Below are 19,767 nucleotides of genomic sequence, written 5' to 3'. Positions count from 1 at the left end.
AAGCTTCGGGCTATGCGCAGGTAAAGACGAAGAAAGTGTACCAAAACCTTCGTTCTGATACACTTTGATTAAAAGCACCCGCGCTTCGCCTTCTGACTACTTGGCCGTTTAAAGCCGGACTACGTAATCCTTTCGGGTTGTCTCCACCACTTCCCATGTTCCCTTGAAGCCTGGGCGGATGATTTGGCGGTCGCCCGTTCTGAGGTGAATGGCGTGTCCACCATCCTCGGTCAGAATGGAGTGGCCCTCCAAAATATTGAAGTACTCCCACTCGTCATATTCCACTCGCCACTTGCCGGGAGTGGATTGCCAGATGCCGGCGTAAATGCCGCCTTCGGCCTCCTCCAGATTCCAGCTGGTGAATTTCGGGTTGCCCCCAATCAGCCGGTCGGGCGCTGGGGCGCCCTCCTCCGGCTGGAGCGTGGAAAGATCGCCGTTCGGCTTGAAATCGAGTGTGAAGGCCATGAGCAATCTTGTCCTTTAAGATCTTTGCTATCGGGATTGATGGCCGTCAGATTTTGGCCAGCGACTGTTCCAGATCGGCGATGATGTCCTTCACATCCTCGATGCCGATAGAGAGGCGCACGACATCTGGACCAGCGCCCGCAGCAACCTGTTGCTCGGGCGTCAGTTGAGCATGCGTGGTGGATGCAGGGTGGATGACCAGAGAGCGGGTGTCACCGATATTGGCAAGATGCGAAAAGAGCTGCAATCCCTCCACCAAGGATTTACCCGCCTGGTAGCCGCCCTTTACACCGAAAGTGAATACGGAGCCTGCGCCCTTCGGCGAATAGCGTTGTTGCAGAGCATGGTTGTCGCTATCGCCCAATCCCGCATAATGCACCCAGCCAATCTTCGGATGTGCTTTCAGCCATTGCGCCACGGCCAGAGCATTGTCCGAATGGCGCTGCACGCGCAGCGGCAGCGTTTCGATGCCGGTGAGAATTAGGAAGGCATTGAACGGCGAAATCGACGGGCCTAGATCGCGTAGGCCAAGAACGCGGGTGGCAATGGCAAAGGCAAAGTTACCGAAGGTCTGATGCAGAACGACTCCCGAATATTCTGGACGCGGCTGCGATAGGGCGGGAAATTTGTCGGATGCGGACCAGTCGAACGTCCCGCCATCGACGATGATGCCGCCCATGGAGTTACCATGGCCGCCGAGGAATTTTGTCAGTGAATGAACGACGATATCGGCACCGTGTTCGATCGGCCGAATGAGATAGGGGCTCGCCATGGTATTGTCGACGATCAGCGGCAGGCCATGCCTGTGCGCCACCTCGGCAATAGCCGCGATATCGACGAATGTGCCGCCCGGATTGGCAAGACTTTCGATAAAGATTGCCTTTGTCCGCTCGTCGATCTGACTTTCAAAATTCACCGGATCGGCGGCATCCGCCCAGCGCACTTGCCAGCCGAAGTTCTGGAAGGAATGCCCGAACTGATTGATCGAGCCGCCATAGAGTTGGCGTGCGGCAATGAAATTGTCACCGGATTGTAAGAGCGTGTGAAAGACAAGCAATTGCGCCGCGTGGCCGGAGGCCACCGCAAGGGCAGCGGTACCGCCTTCGAGCGCGGCGACACGCTCTTCGAGCACCGCCTGGGTGGGGTTCATAATGCGGGTATAGATGTTTCCAAACTCCTTCAGCCCGAAAAGGGCTGCGGCGTGGTCGGAATCGCGAAACGCATAGGCAGTCGTTTGATAGATAGGAGTGGCGCGCGCGCCGGTGGTCGGGTCCGGCTGCGCCCCGGCATGAATGGCAAGGGTGGAAAAGCCTGGCGTATGATCTGACATGGTGTCCCTCCAGCTGTCTTTTTTAAACAAGCACGAAGGGATCATATCGCGTCAAGCACGAATGATAAGAGCCGCTTGTCCTAACTATCGCGCAATAGTGAGACGAGGATACTCAATGGCAGGGCACCGATCCATAATCACTTCCAAACCGTAATGCTCGCCCTTGGCCGCGGCGTCGTGGTCCTTCACGCCCAATTGCGCCCAAAGAACCTTGGGCCGGGGCGACATGTGGATCACCTCCTCCACAACGCCAGAGAGATACTCCGAAGCACGGAAGACGTCGACCATATCCACCGGCACTGGGATGTCGGCAAGCTTGGCGTAAACTTTCTGCCCAAGGATTTCCTTGCCCTCCTGTCCCGGGTTGACCGGTAAGACCGTGTAGCCTTTTGACAGAAGGAACGACATAACCCCGTAACTAGGCCTCGCCGAATTGGGCGAAGCGCCGACAAGCGCGATCGTCTCGACGTCCATCAAAATCCGGCGAATGTCTTCGTCAGCGTAGTGTTCGTGATCCATCATGCTAGTCTCCTATCTTACACCATGAGGCCATACCCCTCAGGAGGGTGGCTCACTTTATGGATTCTCTGCCAGCAAAAACGTTGCGCAAATTTGCATCACACGTTGCCTTTTAATTCGGCAGCCATCGGAATGCCCAATCGTACCACATTTGTTCCAATTTCGTTCACAGGCATTTTAGCAGCTACTTATAGTTACATTAGTAATTTATGTTTTTCCCATAACAAATCCCATTCTGAAACGTTTGAGATACGTAAAAATCTTAATTAGGCGAAAAAAGTTCCAAAGGCATCACCCGATTACGCCGCTTACACCTGTATAGGTTGTGTGTTGAGGTTGGATATTGGCCGCAGAGCCAGCCGATCAAAAACAATGCATGATCATCCGGCCTCGCAGCGTATGCACATAAAGATAGGCAGGCAGTCACCGTAAAAACGTCCAACACTTTTGTGCGTCATGCTCTAAAGTTCCACTTTCATTCAGACGCTCCGTGAGTCGCCCTTGTCGCTTGATGTCCTGCTGCTAGTCCTTCTTGGCGCGCTTCTGCATGCGTCATGGAACGCTCTCGTGAAATCGGGTTCCGACAAGGCGCTTGATGCATCTTTGATTGCGGCAGGCGCGGCGATCTGCTGCGTTCCCTTTCTGCCTTTTCTACCCCTGCCTGGATTTGTCGCCGTTCCGTTTCTGGTTGCCTCGGCATTTCTACAGTTCGCCTATTTTCGACTTGTGGCAGCCGCCTACACCGTTGGCGATATTGGTCTCGTCTATCCGGTCATGCGCGGCGTCGCGCCGCTGATCGTGGCCGCCAGTAGCAGTCTGTTTCTTGATGAGCGGCTTAGTACTCCAGCCTTTACAGGGATTGCCGTCATTTCCGCTGGAATTCTGACGCTCGCCTTCGAAGCGCGACGTGGAGGCCGCAAGGCGATCCTGCTGGCACTGGCAAATGCAGTGGTGATCGCTGGTTACACATTTGTCGATGGCGTGGGCGCGCGCCGATCCGGCAATGCCATATCCTACACGCTGTGGATGTCCCTGCTGCCGCCCCTCCTCCTGTTCTCATATGCCTTTTATCAACGTGGCTATCTGCCTGTCATGCAGCATGTGAGACGCAATTGGTGGCGCGGTCTTGCCGGAGGCGGCGGCTCTATTTTGTCCTACGGCCTTGCACTCTGGGCTATGACAAAGGCCCCGGTGGCCGTGGTGGCAGCATTGCGCGAAACATCCATCCTTTTTGCCATCGTGATTTCGGTTTTCCTTCTGAAAGAAAAGGCCAGCGTCTGGCGCTATGTCGCCGGCGGTGTCATCGCATCTGGCGTTCTGATCATGAGGCTCGGCTGAAATTGCCACTATTTTGTGTGGTATCATAAAACCACACCTATAACTAACTGATTTTTAATAACTATTTTTGAAGTCAGCTTTTTTGCACCTGTTGACGGTTATCAGCTGACCGCCTATAAGCGCGCCAGACTGAATTCTCATGGAATACATGTCTTCCGGCACGCGCAAATGCGGCCAAATCAAGCAACAAGAAACGCCCGCATCTCGCCTGGCAACAGCAGGATGACGGGTCCAAAAGAAAGTGAAAAGAATGTCTACTTTCGTTCAGAAGCCCGCTGAGGTGGAGAAGAAGTGGGTCATCATCGACGCCGAAGGCCTCGTTGTTGGTCGTCTCGCCACACTCGTTGCTACCCGCCTGCGCGGCAAGCACAAGGCAACCTACACCCCCCACGTGGATGACGGCGACAATGTCATCATCATCAACGCGGAAAAGGTTGTCTTCACCGGCAAGAAGTATTCCGACAAGAAGTACTACTGGCACACCGGTTACCCGGGTGGCATCAAGGAGCGTACGGCTCGCCAGATCATCGAAGGCCGCTTCCCGGAGCGCGTCGTTGAAAAGGCTGTCGAGCGCATGATCCCGCGTGGTCCTCTCGGTCGTCGCCAGATGAAGAACCTCCGCGTTTACGCTGGTTCGAACCACCCGCACGAAGCACAGCAGCCAGTCGCTCTCGACGTTGCATCGCTGAACAAGAAGAACGTAAGGAGCGCCTGATAATGGCCGATCTTTCCTCCCTGAAAGACCTCGCCCCGGCATCGGAAGCTTCGGCTCCCGTACACGTCCGCAAGGTTGACACTCTCGGTCGCTCCTATGCGACCGGCAAGCGCAAGAACGCCGTTGCCCGCGTATGGGTCAAGGCTGGTTCCGGCAAGATCATCATCAACGGCCGTGATTTCACCGCCTACTTCGCACGTCCGGTTCTGCAGATGATCCTGCAGCAGCCGATCGTTGCAGCAGCGCGCACGGGTCAGTTCGACATCGTTGCGACCGTTGCAGGTGGTGGTCTCTCCGGTCAGGCCGGTGCGGTTCGCCACGGCTTGTCCAAGGCTCTCACCTACTTCGAACCGGGCCTGCGCTCTGTTCTGAAGAAGGGTGGCTTCCTGACCCGCGATAGCCGCGTTGTTGAACGTAAGAAGTACGGTAAGGCCAAGGCTCGCCGCAGCTTCCAGTTCTCCAAGCGCTAATCGCTTCTGGAATACACGAAAATCAAAAAGGCGGCGCTTCGGCTCCGCCTTTTTCTTTTGCAGGTCTTGCTGCATTTTGCGGTTGGATGACCTCTTACAGCATAGCCTGACAATCGGCACGATCTTGTAGATCACGTTTCGAAGCGTAAAAGGCGCCATCCTGTGTGCGCCTACGGGGTTGCAGCGTTTTAGTTTAGCGGCAGCGGTATCGAGCCCGTTATTCCATCGGCGCCGAAAAGATCGTCCGCGACTGCAGCCGCAATCCGCTCCGCCCCTGCCCTTGTATAGTGCCCTCTGTCGGCGATGTAAGCGACGCCATCCATGCCAAAGGAGCAGCCAGCGATCGATGCAGGATCGCAAAATATCTGCTCGGGCAGTATCTTCGTCACCTCCGCAGGCAAGGCGGCATTCAAAACGCCGTAAGCGCGGGCAGTGTTTGCCTCGAAATCAGATCTCGAAATTATGAAGCTGGGGGCTGGATCTCCCCTCAGCATGCTTGAAGCCATCACATCTGCCAAGGGTTTATCGAAGCGCGGACCCGGATAAACCACGAGAACCTGTTTTCCGGTCGCCTCAAGCCTCTGAACTGTCTCGCGGAAATTATCCGACACAGCGCTGAGGGGAACATCTGCGTCGGAATAGTCCTCTTTATCGACTTGTAGGTAGGGTGAATTGAGAAAGCTGACCCAGGATGCCGCTAGGATAACCGTTTCGACGTTACTGGCTGCGAGATAATCCATGGCACGCCGATTGAATTCCTCGCAATTGGCAGCTCCCTTGTCTCTTGCCGTCCAGACCCCGAGGATCGGAGCGCAATACCCATGAGTCAGTTGCACCATGCCGATGTTCCGGTGCTTGAACTCCTCAACCAGAGCCGGGGAAATCGAAGAAGCAATGGAATCGCCCCAGACCGCGATCGTACGGCCGCTGCCGATATTGAACATGCACTCCATGCTGGGCAGGGGTGGAAGGCCATCTTCCCGCTGAAAAAGACAGTTCTCGTTCCAAGTCGTGCGTTCGACGAACTGCGTGATATTTTTGGGAAGCCTGAACGGCAGTCCCTCCTTCAGATCTCCCCATGCGCCGAAACCCACAAGCCCTGCGGCAAGCATGGACGCTGTCCACCCCAACCGCGCGAACCGGACTCGCTGGCCACGAAAAGGCTGTTCGACGAGATACCAGCTCAAGGCCGAAAGCAGAAGAATCAGAGCGATCAGGGCGCACATAACCATTGTCGACGGCAGCTCCGGGCTCCTGATGCGCCAGAACGCGAAGACGGGTTGATGCCAGAGGTAGGCGCTGAAACTGATCCGACCGAGCCTTACAAGTGGTGACATGGAGAGCAGACGGCCGACGATGCAGGTCCGCGAGGAGAATATAAGGATGAGCGCAGTGCCGCCTGTAGGAAGCAAAGCGATGATCGACGGAACATCAACCGATGAATCGAACAATAGGATCGACGCCAGTACGACCAGCAGTCCTGCCCCGGCGAAGACGTCGTTCGCTGCCCTCTCCTTTCCGAACACCCAGAACGCGCATAGCGAACCGAGGAGAATTTCCCAAACGCGGGTCGGCAACAGATAGTAATTGGCAAGCGGGAAGTATCGCGCGCCGACTTCACTGAGCAACAGGCTGGCGACAGCAACGCCAAGCACGACGGAAAAGATCGTTTTGATTTTGAGGCGCAAAAGAAACAGCAGCGGGAAAAGCAAATAGAACTGCTCTTCCAAACCGAGGCTCCATGTGTGGAGTAACGGTATTTCCGTCGTCTCAGGAGAAAAGTAGCCCGTACTTTTCATGAAATAGACATTTGACAGAGAAAGCGTCGATGCGATCAGGCTCTTGGAAAACCGCTCATAGGCATCGGGCAGCATCCATATCCATGCAAAAGGGATCGTGCATAGGAGGACGAAAAAAAGCGCTGGGAGAATGCGGCGTACACGTCGCGCATAAAAACGGCCTACCGAAAAGCGCCCTTCAGCATATTCACGCAATATGACGCCGGTGATCAAGTAACCGCTGATGACCAGGAAGATATCGACACCGATATATCCGCCGTCAAATACTGCGAACCCCGCATGGGCAAAAATGACGGCCAGCAATCCCAAGGCACGCAGACCGTCAATTTCGGGTCGATAAGTCATAAAAACCACATGTAACGTTGCTTAAGCTGAGACCTTGAGAATGGACGACGCTGCTGCCAGTTTGGGCTGTAACGCAGCTTGGAGCACCACACCGTGTTCCGCCAAAAGCGTGGCTCTGCTGGAAATGCGTTCGATCAGACTGTTGCGAGCATGACGAAGAGGCTAACCACGATACACATGCTTTATTTACGACGTGTTTACCATGAGCGTATCTTATCGCGAACAGCTTAATGCGATATTGAAAAGCCGTAAAAGTTCGACTGAAGGAGTGAGCAATGTCCGCAAAAAGCATCGATCACGCCTTCACCTCGTCCTCTCTGACGTCGGCAGCCACCGATCCCACTCATGCGGGCGCGCTGTCCTTCATGCGACGCCGCTACAGCAAAAATCTCGAAGGCGCTTCCACCGTGGTGTGGGGCATTCCTTTTGACGCTGCGACTTCCAACCGGCCGGGCGCACGTTTCGGGCCGCAAGCAATCCGTCGTGCATCGGCAATCTTCGACAATGATCCGCAATACCCGTTTGCCCGCGATCTTTTCGAAAACATGCCAACGGTCGACTATGGCGATTGCCTCCTGGACTACGGCGATCATTGGCAGACGCCTGAAACGATCGAACGCGAAGCGCGCAAGATTCTTGCCAACAGCGAATATCTGCTGACGCTTGGAGGCGATCATTTCATTACATGGCCGCTCCTGAAAGCGCATGTCGCAAAACATGGTCCGCTGGCGCTCGTACAGTTCGACGCGCATCAGGATACATGGTTCGACGATGGCAAGCGCATCGATCATGGCTCTTTCGTCGTACGCGCCGTTCGCGATGGACTGATCGATCCGAATCGCTCCATCCAGATCGGCATCCGCACCCATGCGCCTGAAGATTGCGGCATAAAAATTCTCTTCGGCTACGAGGTCGAGGAGATGCGCTCCAGTGAAATTGCTTCACTGGTCGTCAAGCATGTGGGCGGGCTGCCGGCCTACCTCACATTCGATATCGACTGCCTGGACCCGGCCTTCGCGCCCGGCACCGGAACCCCGGTCGCAGGTGGACCATCGAGTGCAAAAATCCTCTCCATCCTGCGCGGGCTTGGGCAACTCGACATTCGGGGGTCGGATGTCGTCGAAGTGGCGCCCGCCTACGACCATGCCGATGTGACTGCCATTGCCGGGGCAACGGTTGCGATGTATATGCTAGGGCTGCGTGCTGAGCGACTGGCGAAATCCGATTGAAAGCGCTTCACTCGCTTACAAATCGAGTCTGAAAAAGCCCATAATATATTGAAAATACAAGGTAAAAGACATGGCAGCGAAGATCTTCATCGATGGCGAACACGGCACCACGGGCTTGCAAATACGCACGCGTCTGGCCGATCGTCGCGATATCGAACTGCTGTCCATTCCCGAGGCCGAGCGCCGCAACGCATCGATGCGCGAGGACATGCTGAACAGCGCCGACATCTCGATCCTCTGCCTGCCGGACGATGCATCCAGGGAGGCTGTTTCCATGGTTTCCGGAAACAACAAGGTCCGGATCATCGATACCTCGACGGCCTTCCGTATCCATCCTGACTGGGCGTATGGCTTTGCCGAAATGGACAAGCATCAGGCTGAGAAGGTGCGGTCTGCCCGCTTCGTTGCCAATCCTGGCTGCTATCCCACCGGCGCCATCGGCCTCATTCGTCCCTTGCGCGCAGCGGGGATCTTGCGGGATGGCTATCCTGTGAGTATCAACGCCGTCTCCGGTTACACGGGCGGCGGCAAGCAGATGATCGCACAGATGGAAGATCAGAGCCGTGACGACGCGATCAGCGCCAACAATTTCGCCTACGGGCTGACGTTGAAGCACAAGCACGTACCGGAAATGAAGAACCATGGTCTTCTCGACCGCGCGCCGCTTTTCTCGCCATCCGTCGGTCGTTTTCCACAAGGCATGATCGTTCAGGTTCCGCTGTTTACGACCGATCTGAATGAAGGCTCGAGCGTCGAAACCGTGCACTCCGCGCTCACCGCGCACTATGCCGGTCAGCATATCGTGGAGGTCGTGCCACTTGAAGAAAGCCGGTTGATGACGCGCATCGACGCCGAAGAACTGGTCAATCAGGATACGATGAAGCTCTATGTCTTTGGCACGTCCGAACACATCAATCTCGTCGCGGTTCTGGATAATCTCGGCAAGGGTGCGTCGGGCGCGGCAGTGCAAAACATGGAACTGATGCTCTCGGCATGAGTGCGGAGTTCGTCTCCTTAGATATCCCGGAAGAGATCGCAGGGCGGTGGAGCATTTCCACCGCTTCTTTGATTGCGGACACTGAAAGCAGCATCGTTCACCGCGCCACCCTGGCGGATGGCTCGTCGGCCATATTGAAGCGCCTAAAGCCGCGTGGGCTTGGCGAACTCCCCGGCATGACATTTCTGAAATGGCGCAATGGACAAGGTGCCGCACGCCTTTTGCAAGGAAGCGGAACAGCGTGCCTGCTCGAAGACGCAGGCGATCTGACGCTTCGCGCTCATCGCCTCCACTATGGCGAAGAAGCCGCGAACGTCGTCATCGTTAGCGTTCTGCAAACGCTCCACGGGTCAGGGCGGGCAGAAGTTGTGGGTTTGACACCGCTTGAGCGGCATTTCCGCTCTCTGCTCTCCCGCGCCGAAACAGAGACAGATGAGCAACTTCGTGAGCCCTTGGGGTATTGCGCGGAGATTGCCCGTCAACTTTTGGCGAACCAAAAAGACATAAAGCCCCTTCATGGCGATCTGCATCACGATAATATCGTGAGTGGCGGCAATCGCGGCTGGCTGGCCATCGATCCGCAAGGTTTGCTTGGCGACCCAGCCTATGATGTGGCAAATATCTTCGGAAACCCGCTCAACGCCCTGCCGGACATCATCGATCCATACCGGATAACGACACTCTGCACCATTTTCGCGGATACGCTGAACTGCACGAGAGAGAAGATCCTTCGCTACGCCATCGCACATGCAGGACTGTCCGTCTGCTGGTCTCTTGAGGACGGCGGCGCCTTAGACGATAGCGTTAATGCACGCGAGCGACTTGCCTTCCTGACGGTCGCCCGAGACCTTTTGCCAAACTTCAGCGCCCGACCTCTGCAGCAACGGCTGCAGGATATTCTCCGATAAAGCCGCGCCAATGCGCAATTGCAAAAGCGAGTACGATAAGCGCCATGGCCTGATGCGCCAGCGCAACATGAATATCCACATGGGTAAGTAGCGTGGTGATTCCGAGCGCCGCCTGAACGCAGACGAGCAGGAAAAACAGCACAGAGCGTCGCGCGTGCGGTGTGCCTGGCAAAGCGCGGCAGAGGCTCACCATGTGCCAGAGCGTTGCGGCGAACAGGGTGTATGCGCCGAGGCGATGAACGAACTGTACAGTCTTCGGGTTTTCGAACAGATTGATCCACCAGGGCTGCTGGATGAAAAGATCTCCTGGAACAATGGAGCCATCCATCAGCGGCCACGTATTGTAGGAAAGGCCGGCATTAAGACCTGCCACCAGCGCACCGAGATAGATCTGAAAGAGACAGAGGACCGCAAGCAGCGCTGCAAACCCCCTGCCCGTGCGCTCATTCGATGCATCCGCTGAATGGCGCGACAGCCCCCGCAATATCCACATGCAGCCCGCGAAAATCAGGCAGGCAATCGTCAAATGCGTTGCAAGACGGTATTGCGATACATCCGTGCGGTTGACGAGGCCTGAGGAAACCATCCACCAGCCAACGAAACCCTGGAAGCCGCCAAGTGCCAGAAGTCCCAGCAATGGCAGGCGCAACCGCTTCTCGATCCGGCCCGTGAGCCAGAAATAGGCGAGCGGCAGGGCGAAGATCAGCCCGATGGTGCGCGCAAGAAGACGATGTGCCCATTCCCACCAGAAGATCGTCTTGAACTCATCCAGCGACATGCCACGATTGATTTCCTGATATTGCGGAATACGCTTGTAGAGCTGAAATTCTTCTTCCCACTCCGCGACCGATAGGGGTGGGATTGCACCGTGAATAGGCTTCCATTCCGTGATCGACAAGCCAGACTCTGTCAGGCGGGTTGCGCCCCCCACCAGCACTAGACAGAATAGCGTGAACAGCACAACGCGCAGCCAAATTCGCAGAAGTCTGCGATTGTTCTCCTGCCGATGCAAAGCTGTTTCCACCCGTTGCTCGACAGAGGCATGACCCTTCGCCATCGTTTCGGATCGCATTCCTGAACTCCACAATTGCCTAGAGCGCCGTGCGTTCTCAAGACGCAAAAAGGAAACTCTAACTCTTCGAATCGACGCATCGCGCTTTCCGAAAAGCGATTCCGGTTCTCGGGCCGCAGCTTATCTGCTTGGTTTGCCTCAACCCGCAGGGCAAAACAAGGGGGTTGCCTTTGCGGCATCCGGTCGCGGCTGCTATAGACGTACAGTACGAGTCAGCGACGGAATATGGCATGCATCCCCGCCTCAGATCATTCATCGGCACAATCGTCATCATTCTGCTGGTGGTGACTTATGCCATCGTCGCAACGGCTTTTGCCTCCGCCATGCTTGCCAACCATCCCTGGTGGGTTCACCTCGGCTATTTCGTTCTATCCGGCCTGCTGTGGATCTTGCCTGCGATGCTCATCATCAAATGGATGGCGGGGCCGAAGCGGCAGAAGTGAGCGCTACTCTCCCTCACGTCAATTAGGCGTTATACCAGAGTCTTGGGACTTTGCCTGTCGCGCGATGAGGATATCATTGCGATGATCTGGCTATGACCACTTTTTTGAAAAGCGGAAGCGGCATCGCGAAGGACCGTGGGGTCGCCATCCGGCACGGAAACGACCACATCCGCCTCGACATATTTGAGTATGCGGGAAATTTCTCCAGGATCGGCCGCGCCGAACTCCAGCAAGACAGTGTCGTAGCTTCCCGACAATGCGCCCAGGATCATTACCAGCCGTTCGAGAATTCCGCTTACGCGCTGGCCGGAACCAATACCCCTTGGTACGATATGCGCGGTGGAAAGTCGATCTCGATGGATCGTTTCTCCGAAGGCGGCGTCGCCAGTTAACAAGTCCATGATGCCAGGCAGTTTCTCGTCCGAAGCCATCAACCGCGATGGAGCACCGGATGCCGTCATATCCACCACTACGACAGAGCGCGCCAGTTCCGCGATCGCCCTTGCCAGCATCACCGTTGCCGTCGACCCCTCTGCACCGTTTGGAGAAGCCACGACTGTGACAGGCTTTGCACCGGTCATGACTAGCAGATCGGCCACATAGGCGACAGGAAGCCCGCTTGGCGCCGAGACAGCATCCAGATTGTCCTCAGCTTCGGTGGCGTTGTCATTGGCGTTCATGGCTGTTGCGTTCCGTGTTTGCGGCGGCGTGACCCGATTGCTCGCCGCCTTCTCACTCTAATTCTCATGCGGTAACGCAACGGTTAAGCGCCCTGCCTCTCTGGCTTATAATACCCTATCCAGTGAAATTATTCGCAGGACATATTTCTTTACCGGGCATTAACCATAACGAACGGATAAGTGAGGGCACGAAATGTTCCGGAGGCCGATTGCGAATGAGTTTCGCTATCCCACGTCTGATATCGGCTTTTGCCATCACCGCAGCGTCAACGCTGGTAGGCTGTGCTGCGTATCAACCGGCACCGGCCGCGATAAATGCAGTTGCCTTGCAGCCATACCGACTGGATAGCGGTGACCGCCTGCGCGTTACGGTTTTCGATCAGGCTGGCCTGACCAACACTTACACTGTCGATCAGGCCGGCTATATTGCCTTCCCACTTGTGGGCCAAATTCCAGCCCGTGGCAGAACTGCCAAACAGGTCGAAGCAGCACTCGCCCAACAGCTTCGCAAGGGTTATCTACGCAATCCCGATGTCAGCATCGAAGTCGACCGTTATCGGCCTATCTTCGTGATGGGCGAAGTCGGCCGGCCGGGGCAGTATTCTTACGTGCCCGGCATGACCATCCAAAACGCCATTGCAATCGCAGGGGGATTCACTTCGCGTGCCAATCAGCGAGACGTCGATGTGACGCGTAAGCTCAATGCCGATGTCACGACCGGCCGCGTTATTATCACCGCGCCTGTTCTCGGGGGCGACACGATCTATGTTCGGGAACGTTTCTTTTAATGAAGCTTCCCATCACCAACTCCCTGCTTGATCGCAGATAACCGGATTTTCAAGTTCAGCGACAGAAGCGATGAGCGTCAAACCAGCGGCCTCAAGCTCTGTTCACAGTTGCGGGTAAACAGGTATTGCGTATCCCGCCCCCTCTATTGCGCCGAAGCACGGCAATTCTTGTCGACCTGCCCCTGAAATGAGGGTAAAAAAGCGATTTCTAATGTGAAAATCGTCAACGCTTCTTTTAGTATCGATGACTTATTCATACCACCAAAGAAAAGTGGGATAGGTCTATGGGCAACTCCGCAGGAGACGGTCGCAACTCCGAGCTCGATGCCTTGCATCGGCAACTTGCAGCAGTAGCCAAGAGCCAGGACGAGGCCCCAAGCCTTAATCCACTCGCCCGCCAGGTCGCCAATCAGCTGCGCAGCACCAGCCACTCTCCAAACATGATCATTGGGCAGCTCCGCCTTTTCGAGTTCGCCGGCCTCTCCGTTATTTCACTCGCTCTCAATGGCATTGATATCGCTGGCGGCGCGCTCACTCATCTCACCATTGCTGCTGCCTGCCTCTTCAATGCCGGCTTGTGCGCCCTCCTGCTTCAGGTCACAGATACCTATCAGCTTCCATCGCTTCGCCGCCCGCTTGCAATGATCGGACGCATATTAGGGTCGTTCCTTGCTTCTTGCGCCATTACCGGCATTGCCGTACGCCTTCTTCTGGATAACGGCGTATATACTTGGCAAGACTTAGCACTTTGGGCTGCTACGGGCTCAGGCTTTCTTTTGCTGGAGCGAGTGATCGTTGGCATTGCCATCCGCCACTGGGGTCGTAACGGGGTGATGGAACGCCGTGCTGTCATCGTGGGAGGTGGACAGGCAGCGAAAGACCTTATCCGCTCCCTTGAACAGCATGACAACGACATTCGGATCTGCGGTATTTTCGACGACCGCAAGGGCGACCGCTCGCCCGATATTGTGGCAGGTTATCCAAAACTTGGAACCTTCGCCGAACTTGTGGAGTTCGCGCGGTTGACCAAGCTCGATATGCTGATCATCTCACTGCCGCTGAGCGCGGAAGCTCGTATCCTCGACCTCATCCGCAAGCTCTGGGTCTTGCCGGTGGATATTCGCGTCGCCGCCCACGCCCATAAACTCCGTTTTCGCCCCCGCTCCTATTCGCGCGATGGCGGCGTGCCTATGCTCGACGTGATGGATAAACCGCTTCGGGACTGGGATGGGGTGGCGAAACGAATCTTCGATATCTTCTTCAGCCTGATCGCGCTCTCGCTCCTCTGGCCGGTGATGATCGGCGCGGCCATCGCCGTCAAGAGCACGTCCAAGGGTCCGATTTTGTTCAAGCAGAAACGACATGGTTTCAATAACGAAACGATCAATGTCTGGAAATTCCGTTCCATGTATACGGAAATGAGCGACCCCAGCGCCGTGAAGGCCGTGACGAGAAACGACCCACGTGTCACGCCAGTTGGTCGTTTTCTTCGCAAATCATCGCTCGACGAGTTGCCACAGTTCTTCAATGTTTTAGCAGGCGATTTGTCTCTGGTGGGCCCGCGTCCGCACGCCGTTCACGCGCAGACGGGCGATCTGAAATATACCGAAGTCGTCGAACATTACTTTGCTCGCCATAAAGTCAAGCCGGGCGTGACCGGGTGGGCTCAAATCAATGGATGGCGGGGAGAGATCGACAATAGTGACAAGATAAAACAGCGGACCGCCTTCGATCTGTACTATATCGAAAACTGGTCCCTCCTGCTCGACCTCAAAATTCTGTTTCTAACGCCGATTCGCTTGTTGAAGTCTGATAACGCCTACTGAACGACCAATATTATGATACCGCTTACCCCTTGGAACTCTCAGGGATTTTGGGCGTTAAAGCGCTGTAAATCTTAACTTTCAGGGGAAATCCGAATGACGCGAACCAACAATCTTTATCTCATCATCGGCGCACTGTTTGTGGCAGTAGCAGCCTTGGGCATTTATGTCTGGCATGAAGAAAGCAAGCCGAAGGGTATCGAAATGAATATCGGTCCAAATGGCGTTTCAGTGCAGGAAAACTAATAAGCCAGATGTGGAAAGCGCAGCCCTTAGGGAGCTGCGCATTTTGCACTTTGCAGCATAGACTGCTTCACGCAAGTCCTACGAAGGACAGAATCATCCCAACCACAACGACCAGACCGACGATGTAAATAATACTGTTCATTTCTCTCTCCATTCGCAATTGCCAGGCATCGAAGCCGATGCGTCATCTCGTTACGATGGACTAACCCCTCTGCAAGGCATGGCGTTCCATTAGAAAAATCAAAAATGAAGCATGCACTGCACGAGTGAGATAGGTGCGTCGAATCAACGTGGGCGCCAGATGTGAAGCACAGCAAATACGCTTCCGATTGCCCGGTACGGACTGAAGAAATTCGCCGAAAGAAGAGGTTTGGGGAGAACCTCGTGAATGGTCGGAGCGACAGGACTTGAACCTGCGACCCCTTGACCCCCAGTCAAGTGCGCTACCGGGCTGCGCTACGCTCCGACACAAGAGAGGCGTTTATATAGAAGGCGCGCTCCGTGCAACCCTAAAAATAAACGGCTGCGGACAAAAAGGCTGAACTGTGCTTATTCTCGCGTGACGCGCCTTCCCGTCGAGGTGAACCGTAAAAATGTCCAAGCGCTTTCTTGGCGTCGTCCGCCCCTGATTAGCTTGCACCTACGGGCTCAATGGAGCTCGCCAGGGACCCGTCCACGCGTCACATTGTTGCCAGATGGGTCTCGATCGTCTCCCAACTCTGATCCATTGGATAGGCTTGCGAGATGATCGGGACCGCGAGGTGGCCATAGCGGATCGACAATTGCTTCTCGGCCGTTTCCGGATTGATGCCGGCGATCTTGCCGAGATAGATAGCGGAAGCGAGTCCCGTACGATCCGATCCAGATCTGCAATGGATAAGAATTGGTTTGGGCGAAGAGCGCATGATCTCCACAAGCGCTTCCGCCTTATCCATGGAGAGCGCCTCACGTGCGGACATTGCAAAGTCTACGTGACTGATGCCAAGCGCCTTGGATTCGGAAATCTCGTCTTTGTACCAGGTCGAACCGTCATTCTTTCCCCTAAGATTGATGACGGTTTTGATATGGTGCTCCTTGACGTAAGATGCCAATTGCTCGGCACTAGGCTGGTTAGAGCGATACAGCTCTCCAGCCAAGACCTCGTGAAAATTCCCTGACAGTTGGAGAAATCCCAGATAGCCAAAAAAGGCGAGCAGAAGGACCGTGAAAACGGTGAAAAATGCTCTGAATTTTTTTCGCATGATTCCCATCGCTCTACTGTCGTTGAGACGATGGATATTGGCTCAGCCTGACATCAAGATGAATGAAGCTTTCGGATATCTTGTGCTAAGCAGCCATGTCACCGGACGAAGATATAGACCGTGTAGAGTGCAATCAGAGCGCTGGCGACAAGGGCAGCGATCAAACCTAGGCGCTTTTCAATGAAGTGACGAATGCCTTCGCCATATCGCTGTAGCAACAGTGCCAAAATGAAAAAGCGCGCTCCGCGCGTCACAATTGCGGTGATAATGAATAATGCAAGGCTGATATTGGCCGCGCCAGACAGGATTGTCACCACCTTGATTGGAGGAAGGTGAGCCAGCCCGGACGTGATCAACAAAAGGACGATCGTCTCATAATCGACGGACGCCTTGAGATTTTCAAACGTGTCTGCCTTACCGTAAAATTCCAGGATCGGGCGGGCGATGCTTTCAAAAGCATAATGGCCAAGATACCAGCCAGCAATTCCGCCAAGGACGGAAGCGACCGTCGCTACCGTGGCATAAAAAATGGCTCGACGCGGTCTTGCCAGAACCATCGGTAAAAACAAAACGTCAGCAGGCAGAAAAAAAATCGAACTCTCGACGAACGCGATAATGGCAAGCCACCAGACCGCAGTTTTTCTCGCTGCGAGGTTCATCGCCCAGGCGTAGAGGCCCTTCAGCATTTTTCTCTCCATTCGGTCTGCTAGGATTTTCGGCAGGGGTGTGTGGCCAAAGCATTAGCTTCCACCGCGAGGCTTTGCAAATGATGCAGCGCAACATTGTGGCAAAGAGGACATAAGAATGCTGCGACGCGGAAAATACTTTTATTGAGTTTTAAGATAAATCAAAGGGCATCATGGTGCAACGCAGCAATAAAGTTGTTTGTCCTGGTATTCCTGTTCAATCGGAGTAGTATGGTAAGAGCGAGGACATACTGAGGAGGAGACAGTTATGGACTACGTTAATTTCTTTACTTCACTGAACCCGTTTATTCTCGGAATTCTCATGGCGGTCCTATTATTGGGCGCCTACAATAAGTGGGTTTCCCACTAACGCAGTGAGATGTCCGTGGATCATCCGAGATCTTGATCGCCATCCGCCTGGCGGATTTGCGGATGGTCACTCTATGGCATGAGTGATATCACTTCCGAAATCGAAACGAATTCGGGAGACAGCATGACGCAGGACTTCGGTTTCAAGGATACGTCAGAGAATCTCAGCACAGTTTTACAACGCCTGATTGATCAGTTGCGCGGAAATACGATCACTCTGAGAGAGTTGATGGAGGCTATCGGCGAGCAAGGGCTTCTTTTGATGTGCGCCATCGCGTCGTTACCATTTTTGATACCTGTCTCCATTCCCGGCGTCAGCACCGTCTTCGGTGCGGCCATCATCATGATCAGTCTTGCTGTTACGCTGAACCGCCTTCCATGGCTTCCAAAGCGCATTCTGGACAAGCAGATGGAGACTGCGCGTCTCGTGCCTGCCCTGCAAAAGGGCATCAACATCGTTTCCTGGCTCGATCGCTACATTCGCCCACGAATGCTTTCACTGACGACTGGACTCTTGATGAACAGGGTCAATGGCCTTGCCATCATGAGTGCCGGTCTCTTGCTGATGATGCCACTGGGCTTCATTCCCTTCTCGAATACCTTGCCGGGAGTTGCGATTCTTCTGTTCTCTGCAGGGATGATCCAGCGTGACGGCGCGACCGTTCTGGGCGGCTATCTGTTTCTATTGCTAACGGTGGTCTACTTCGCCGCCCTCGCCTACGCGGCGGTCTGGGCTGGACAGGGGCTCAGCAACTCGCTTTCTGGCGCTTAAGAGCGTAGCTCGTCCTTTGGGACGCTCTATCGTCTTGAACCTACGCTTCGTGCTTTCCTGACATCGATTCCGATCCACGGTCCGATGCTGTAGCGCGGTCTCGGCGCGCCTGACGGGCGCGTTTGCGATACTCCCACCAGATTGCGAGCTGTCTGCGCTTGCGGCGAACGAAACGCAAATCCTGCGACAAAACGAGAAGCCCTAGAGGCACCATCCAGAAGCCGAGGATCGGCAAGAAGCCCAGCAGACCGCCAACGACCAACAATGTGCCGATAACGATGCGCCCGACACGCGAGCGAGGCATCGCTACGCTCCATTTACCCATATGGAGTCGCCCGGTTTTGGGATGGAGACCGAAATTCACGCCAGAATACCTCGGTTGAAAAGTGTCATGAGATTTTTTTTAACATCGTCATGCCCGGAAAAGTGGGGCCTTCAGTGGATAAAACAAGGGGAAGGCATTTTTTTTGAAAAAAGCGCTTGGCAAATCGTCAAAGCGTTTGTATTACCCCGCTCACGCCACGACAAGCGGCGCACGTTCCCTGGTAGCTCAGCGGTAGAGCATTCGACTGTTAATCGACAGGTCGCCGGTTCGAATCCGGCCCGGGGAGCCATTTTACAATATGCCGCATTGTAAAAAACCCCTTTCCTACTATCGCTGAAAAAACTGCTTAGTCTGCACATTGGTCGAAGCATGTCGCAGATGGTTTAAGCCTTGTTCATGTTTTTCGAGAATGCAGAATCAACGGCACTCGTGAAGACCATACCCACGATTTTCGCAAAACGATTCCGGTTCCCACTCCAATGTTGTAGGACAAGACAAGACCGCAGCATCCGCTTCGGTCAAGTTGCAGCCATGGAGACTGCTGACATGTCTATCACCGCTTCACAATGCAGAGCCGCACGAGCGATGCTCGACTGGTCACAAGAGACGCTGGTCGAAGGTGCCGATATCGAGCTGGACATCCTTTGTGCCTTCGAGCACGGCCATAGCAAGTTGGACCTCGAACTACAGGATCGGCTTCGCGCAGCTCTGGAGAAGGCAGGCATTTCTTTTATAGGCGACAATCAGACATCTGCGGCGGGCGGTCCAGGGGTGCGGATGTTGAGGTCGCCCGGCGAGTTCGATACCGACCAGAGCAAAACGGTGCAATACACGGAAAATCTGGCGCCGGACGCGCCAACAGGGGCTGGAGGCTGACATGTCCAAGAAGCAGAAAATGGAACACTCGGAGTTTTCCGGGGAATTCGAGGATGACGGCGTTACTGTTTTGGTGGATATTTTTCGGCCGGCGGGAACGCAACAGGACTGGCAACTGGAAGTCATCTCCGAAGAGGACGATGTCACCACTTGGGACGAGCCCTTTGCCACCGATAAGGATGCTTGGGAGGAGTTTCTGGCTACCTGCGAAAGAGACGGTATCCGAAGCTTTCTTGGCGACGAGGAGCCTGCTGTTCATTGATCGCGGTTACAGACACTTTGGGTTTGCGCTACGCACTCTGAAAGAGGTGGAAACCAAAAGACTAGAAGG

Annotated in this window: 22 protein-coding genes and 2 tRNA genes; 14 read left to right on the top strand and 10 right to left on the bottom strand. The window is 54.9% G+C overall.

Features of this window, described 5'->3' with window-relative positions; all coding sequences use genetic code 11:
- Positions 1-108 precede the first annotated feature (108 nt).
- The 3 genes from QZ862_RS16585 to QZ862_RS16575 form a co-directional block, all read right to left on the bottom strand.
- Positions 109-465 carry a cupin domain-containing protein gene (locus QZ862_RS16585; protein WP_296101002.1) on the bottom strand — a complete coding sequence of 119 codons (357 nt, stop codon included), beginning with the start codon at positions 463-465 and terminating at the stop codon, positions 109-111.
- A gap of 46 nt (positions 466-511) precedes the next feature.
- Positions 512-1,795: an O-acetylhomoserine aminocarboxypropyltransferase gene (locus QZ862_RS16580; RefSeq protein WP_296020846.1), complete on the bottom strand. Its 1,284-nt coding sequence runs from the start codon at positions 1,793-1,795 to the stop codon at positions 512-514.
- An 84-nt stretch (positions 1,796-1,879) separates the two neighbouring features.
- Positions 1,880-2,314, bottom strand: a complete 435-nt coding sequence (locus tag QZ862_RS16575; protein WP_296101040.1) for a CoA-binding protein — start codon at positions 2,312-2,314, stop codon at positions 1,880-1,882.
- 501 nt (positions 2,315-2,815) lie between these two features.
- Here QZ862_RS16575 and QZ862_RS16570 point away from each other — a divergent pair.
- From QZ862_RS16570 to rpsI, 3 genes are all read left to right on the top strand, one after another.
- On the top strand, positions 2,816-3,652 hold the full coding sequence (locus QZ862_RS16570; protein WP_296101001.1) for a DMT family transporter: 837 nt from the start codon (positions 2,816-2,818) through the stop codon (positions 3,650-3,652).
- A gap of 250 nt (positions 3,653-3,902) precedes the next feature.
- Positions 3,903-4,367, top strand: a complete 465-nt coding sequence (gene rplM / locus QZ862_RS16565) for a 50S ribosomal protein L13 (protein WP_062425555.1) — start codon at positions 3,903-3,905, stop codon at positions 4,365-4,367.
- A 2-nt stretch (positions 4,368-4,369) separates the two neighbouring features.
- Positions 4,370-4,837, top strand: a complete 468-nt coding sequence (gene rpsI / locus QZ862_RS16560) for a 30S ribosomal protein S9 (protein WP_296020842.1) — start codon at positions 4,370-4,372, stop codon at positions 4,835-4,837.
- 188 nt (positions 4,838-5,025) lie between these two features.
- Here rpsI and QZ862_RS16555 read toward each other — a convergent pair whose 3' ends face one another.
- On the bottom strand, positions 5,026-6,981 hold the full coding sequence (locus QZ862_RS16555; RefSeq protein WP_296100999.1) for an acyltransferase family protein: 1,956 nt from the start codon (positions 6,979-6,981) through the stop codon (positions 5,026-5,028).
- Between the two features lie 275 nt (positions 6,982-7,256).
- Between QZ862_RS16555 and speB the strand changes: the two genes are divergently transcribed.
- From speB to QZ862_RS16540, 3 genes are all read left to right on the top strand, one after another.
- A complete protein-coding gene (speB, locus tag QZ862_RS16550; protein WP_296100998.1) occupies positions 7,257-8,210 on the top strand; it encodes an agmatinase in 954 nt (317 codons plus the stop codon).
- Positions 8,211-8,280: 70 nt separating this feature from the next.
- On the top strand, positions 8,281-9,207 hold the full coding sequence (argC, locus tag QZ862_RS16545) for an N-acetyl-gamma-glutamyl-phosphate reductase (RefSeq protein WP_296100996.1): 927 nt from the start codon (positions 8,281-8,283) through the stop codon (positions 9,205-9,207).
- Positions 9,204-10,115 carry an aminoglycoside phosphotransferase family protein gene (locus tag QZ862_RS16540; RefSeq protein WP_296100995.1) on the top strand — a complete coding sequence of 304 codons (912 nt, stop codon included), beginning with the start codon at positions 9,204-9,206 and terminating at the stop codon, positions 10,113-10,115. Before argC ends, QZ862_RS16540 begins: the two co-directional genes overlap by 4 nt.
- On the opposite strand, the gene QZ862_RS16535 is transcribed toward QZ862_RS16540, so the two are convergent.
- Positions 10,069-11,187 (bottom strand): COX15/CtaA family protein, encoded by a 1,119-nt coding sequence (locus QZ862_RS16535; RefSeq protein WP_296100993.1) that lies wholly within the window; start codon positions 11,185-11,187, stop codon positions 10,069-10,071. The genes QZ862_RS16540 and QZ862_RS16535 overlap by 47 nt on opposite strands.
- Positions 11,188-11,417: 230 nt before the next feature.
- On the opposite strand from QZ862_RS16535, the gene QZ862_RS16530 reads away from it, so the two are divergent.
- A complete protein-coding gene (locus QZ862_RS16530; RefSeq protein WP_296020829.1) occupies positions 11,418-11,630 on the top strand; it encodes a DUF2842 domain-containing protein in 213 nt (70 codons plus the stop codon).
- Positions 11,631-11,659: 29 nt separating this feature from the next.
- Here the strand turns inward: QZ862_RS16530 and QZ862_RS16525 are convergent, their stop codons facing one another.
- On the bottom strand, positions 11,660-12,310 hold the full coding sequence (locus tag QZ862_RS16525) for a hypothetical protein (protein ID WP_296020827.1): 651 nt from the start codon (positions 12,308-12,310) through the stop codon (positions 11,660-11,662).
- A 215-nt stretch (positions 12,311-12,525) separates the two neighbouring features.
- On the opposite strand from QZ862_RS16525, the gene QZ862_RS16520 reads away from it, so the two are divergent.
- The 3 genes from QZ862_RS16520 to QZ862_RS16510 all read left to right on the top strand — a co-directional run bounded on the left by QZ862_RS16520 (position 12,526) and on the right by QZ862_RS16510 (position 15,167).
- Positions 12,526-13,098: a polysaccharide biosynthesis/export family protein gene (locus QZ862_RS16520; protein WP_296100992.1), complete on the top strand. Its 573-nt coding sequence runs from the start codon at positions 12,526-12,528 to the stop codon at positions 13,096-13,098.
- A 284-nt stretch (positions 13,099-13,382) separates the two neighbouring features.
- A complete protein-coding gene (locus QZ862_RS16515) occupies positions 13,383-14,924 on the top strand; it encodes an undecaprenyl-phosphate glucose phosphotransferase (protein ID WP_296100990.1) in 1,542 nt (513 codons plus the stop codon).
- Between the two features lie 93 nt (positions 14,925-15,017).
- Complete coding sequence (locus tag QZ862_RS16510; RefSeq protein ID WP_296082804.1) at positions 15,018-15,167, top strand: hypothetical protein; 150 nt, start codon at positions 15,018-15,020, stop codon at positions 15,165-15,167.
- Positions 15,168-15,556: 389 nt separating this feature from the next.
- On the opposite strand, the gene QZ862_RS16505 is transcribed toward QZ862_RS16510, so the two are convergent.
- The 3 genes from QZ862_RS16505 to QZ862_RS16495 all read right to left on the bottom strand — a co-directional run bounded on the left by QZ862_RS16505 (position 15,557) and on the right by QZ862_RS16495 (position 17,094).
- Positions 15,557-15,633 (bottom strand) — tRNA-Pro (locus QZ862_RS16505).
- Between the two features lie 214 nt (positions 15,634-15,847).
- The gene (locus QZ862_RS16500) at positions 15,848-16,408 is read right to left on the bottom strand and encodes a dual specificity protein phosphatase family protein (protein ID WP_296082801.1); all 561 of its coding nucleotides are present in this window, start codon (positions 16,406-16,408) and stop codon (positions 15,848-15,850) included.
- A gap of 98 nt (positions 16,409-16,506) precedes the next feature.
- Positions 16,507-17,094 carry a YqaA family protein gene (locus tag QZ862_RS16495; RefSeq protein ID WP_296038220.1) on the bottom strand — a complete coding sequence of 196 codons (588 nt, stop codon included), beginning with the start codon at positions 17,092-17,094 and terminating at the stop codon, positions 16,507-16,509.
- Between the two features lie 493 nt (positions 17,095-17,587).
- Between QZ862_RS16495 and QZ862_RS16490 the strand changes: the two genes are divergently transcribed.
- Positions 17,588-18,235: an exopolysaccharide biosynthesis protein gene (locus QZ862_RS16490; RefSeq protein ID WP_296101039.1), complete on the top strand. Its 648-nt coding sequence runs from the start codon at positions 17,588-17,590 to the stop codon at positions 18,233-18,235.
- A gap of 40 nt (positions 18,236-18,275) precedes the next feature.
- Here QZ862_RS16490 and QZ862_RS16485 read toward each other — a convergent pair whose 3' ends face one another.
- Positions 18,276-18,599 (bottom strand): hypothetical protein, encoded by a 324-nt coding sequence (locus tag QZ862_RS16485; protein ID WP_296038223.1) that lies wholly within the window; start codon positions 18,597-18,599, stop codon positions 18,276-18,278.
- Positions 18,600-18,774: 175 nt separating this feature from the next.
- On the opposite strand from QZ862_RS16485, the gene QZ862_RS16480 reads away from it, so the two are divergent.
- From QZ862_RS16480 to QZ862_RS16470, 3 genes are all read left to right on the top strand, one after another.
- A tRNA-Asn gene (locus QZ862_RS16480) sits at positions 18,775-18,849 on the top strand.
- A 257-nt stretch (positions 18,850-19,106) separates the two neighbouring features.
- Positions 19,107-19,436 carry an XRE family transcriptional regulator gene (locus tag QZ862_RS16475; protein ID WP_296100989.1) on the top strand — a complete coding sequence of 110 codons (330 nt, stop codon included), beginning with the start codon at positions 19,107-19,109 and terminating at the stop codon, positions 19,434-19,436.
- Between the two features lies 1 nt (position 19,437).
- The gene (locus tag QZ862_RS16470) at positions 19,438-19,698 is read left to right on the top strand and encodes a hypothetical protein (RefSeq protein WP_296022199.1); all 261 of its coding nucleotides are present in this window, start codon (positions 19,438-19,440) and stop codon (positions 19,696-19,698) included.
- Positions 19,699-19,767: the final 69 nt, after the last annotated feature.

This window comes from uncultured Agrobacterium sp. (assembly GCA_913777615.1).
In the GTDB taxonomy this organism is placed as follows: domain Bacteria; phylum Pseudomonadota; class Alphaproteobacteria; order Rhizobiales; family Rhizobiaceae; genus Agrobacterium.
This window is presented reverse-complemented; position numbering and strand designations above follow the sequence as displayed.

Coding starts and splice junctions, on each gene's coding strand:
- QZ862_RS16585 (WP_296101002.1), bottom strand. CDS start 465: ATGGCCTTCACACTCGATTTCAAGCCGAACGGCGATCTTTCCACGCTC.
- QZ862_RS16580 (WP_296020846.1), bottom strand. CDS start 1,795: ATGTCAGATCATACGCCAGGCTTTTCCACCCTTGCCATTCATGCCGGG.
- QZ862_RS16575 (WP_296101040.1), bottom strand. CDS start 2,314: ATGGATCACGAACACTACGCTGACGAAGACATTCGCCGGATTTTGATG.
- rplM (WP_062425555.1), top strand. CDS start 3,903: ATGTCTACTTTCGTTCAGAAGCCCGCTGAGGTGGAGAAGAAGTGGGTC.
- rpsI (WP_296020842.1), top strand. CDS start 4,370: ATGGCCGATCTTTCCTCCCTGAAAGACCTCGCCCCGGCATCGGAAGCT.
- QZ862_RS16555 (WP_296100999.1), bottom strand. CDS start 6,981: ATGACTTATCGACCCGAAATTGACGGTCTGCGTGCCTTGGGATTGCTG.
- speB (WP_296100998.1), top strand. CDS start 7,257: ATGTCCGCAAAAAGCATCGATCACGCCTTCACCTCGTCCTCTCTGACG.
- argC (WP_296100996.1), top strand. CDS start 8,281: ATGGCAGCGAAGATCTTCATCGATGGCGAACACGGCACCACGGGCTTG.
- QZ862_RS16540 (WP_296100995.1), top strand. CDS start 9,204: ATGAGTGCGGAGTTCGTCTCCTTAGATATCCCGGAAGAGATCGCAGGG.
- QZ862_RS16535 (WP_296100993.1), bottom strand. CDS start 11,187: ATGCGATCCGAAACGATGGCGAAGGGTCATGCCTCTGTCGAGCAACGG.
- QZ862_RS16530 (WP_296020829.1), top strand. CDS start 11,418: ATGCATCCCCGCCTCAGATCATTCATCGGCACAATCGTCATCATTCTG.
- QZ862_RS16525 (WP_296020827.1), bottom strand. CDS start 12,310: ATGAACGCCAATGACAACGCCACCGAAGCTGAGGACAATCTGGATGCT.
- QZ862_RS16520 (WP_296100992.1), top strand. CDS start 12,526: ATGAGTTTCGCTATCCCACGTCTGATATCGGCTTTTGCCATCACCGCA.
- QZ862_RS16515 (WP_296100990.1), top strand. CDS start 13,383: ATGGGCAACTCCGCAGGAGACGGTCGCAACTCCGAGCTCGATGCCTTG.
- QZ862_RS16510 (WP_296082804.1), top strand. CDS start 15,018: ATGACGCGAACCAACAATCTTTATCTCATCATCGGCGCACTGTTTGTG.
- QZ862_RS16500 (WP_296082801.1), bottom strand. CDS start 16,408: ATGCGAAAAAAATTCAGAGCATTTTTCACCGTTTTCACGGTCCTTCTG.
- QZ862_RS16495 (WP_296038220.1), bottom strand. CDS start 17,094: ATGCTGAAGGGCCTCTACGCCTGGGCGATGAACCTCGCAGCGAGAAAA.
- QZ862_RS16490 (WP_296101039.1), top strand. CDS start 17,588: ATGACGCAGGACTTCGGTTTCAAGGATACGTCAGAGAATCTCAGCACA.
- QZ862_RS16475 (WP_296100989.1), top strand. CDS start 19,107: ATGTCTATCACCGCTTCACAATGCAGAGCCGCACGAGCGATGCTCGAC.
- QZ862_RS16470 (WP_296022199.1), top strand. CDS start 19,438: ATGTCCAAGAAGCAGAAAATGGAACACTCGGAGTTTTCCGGGGAATTC.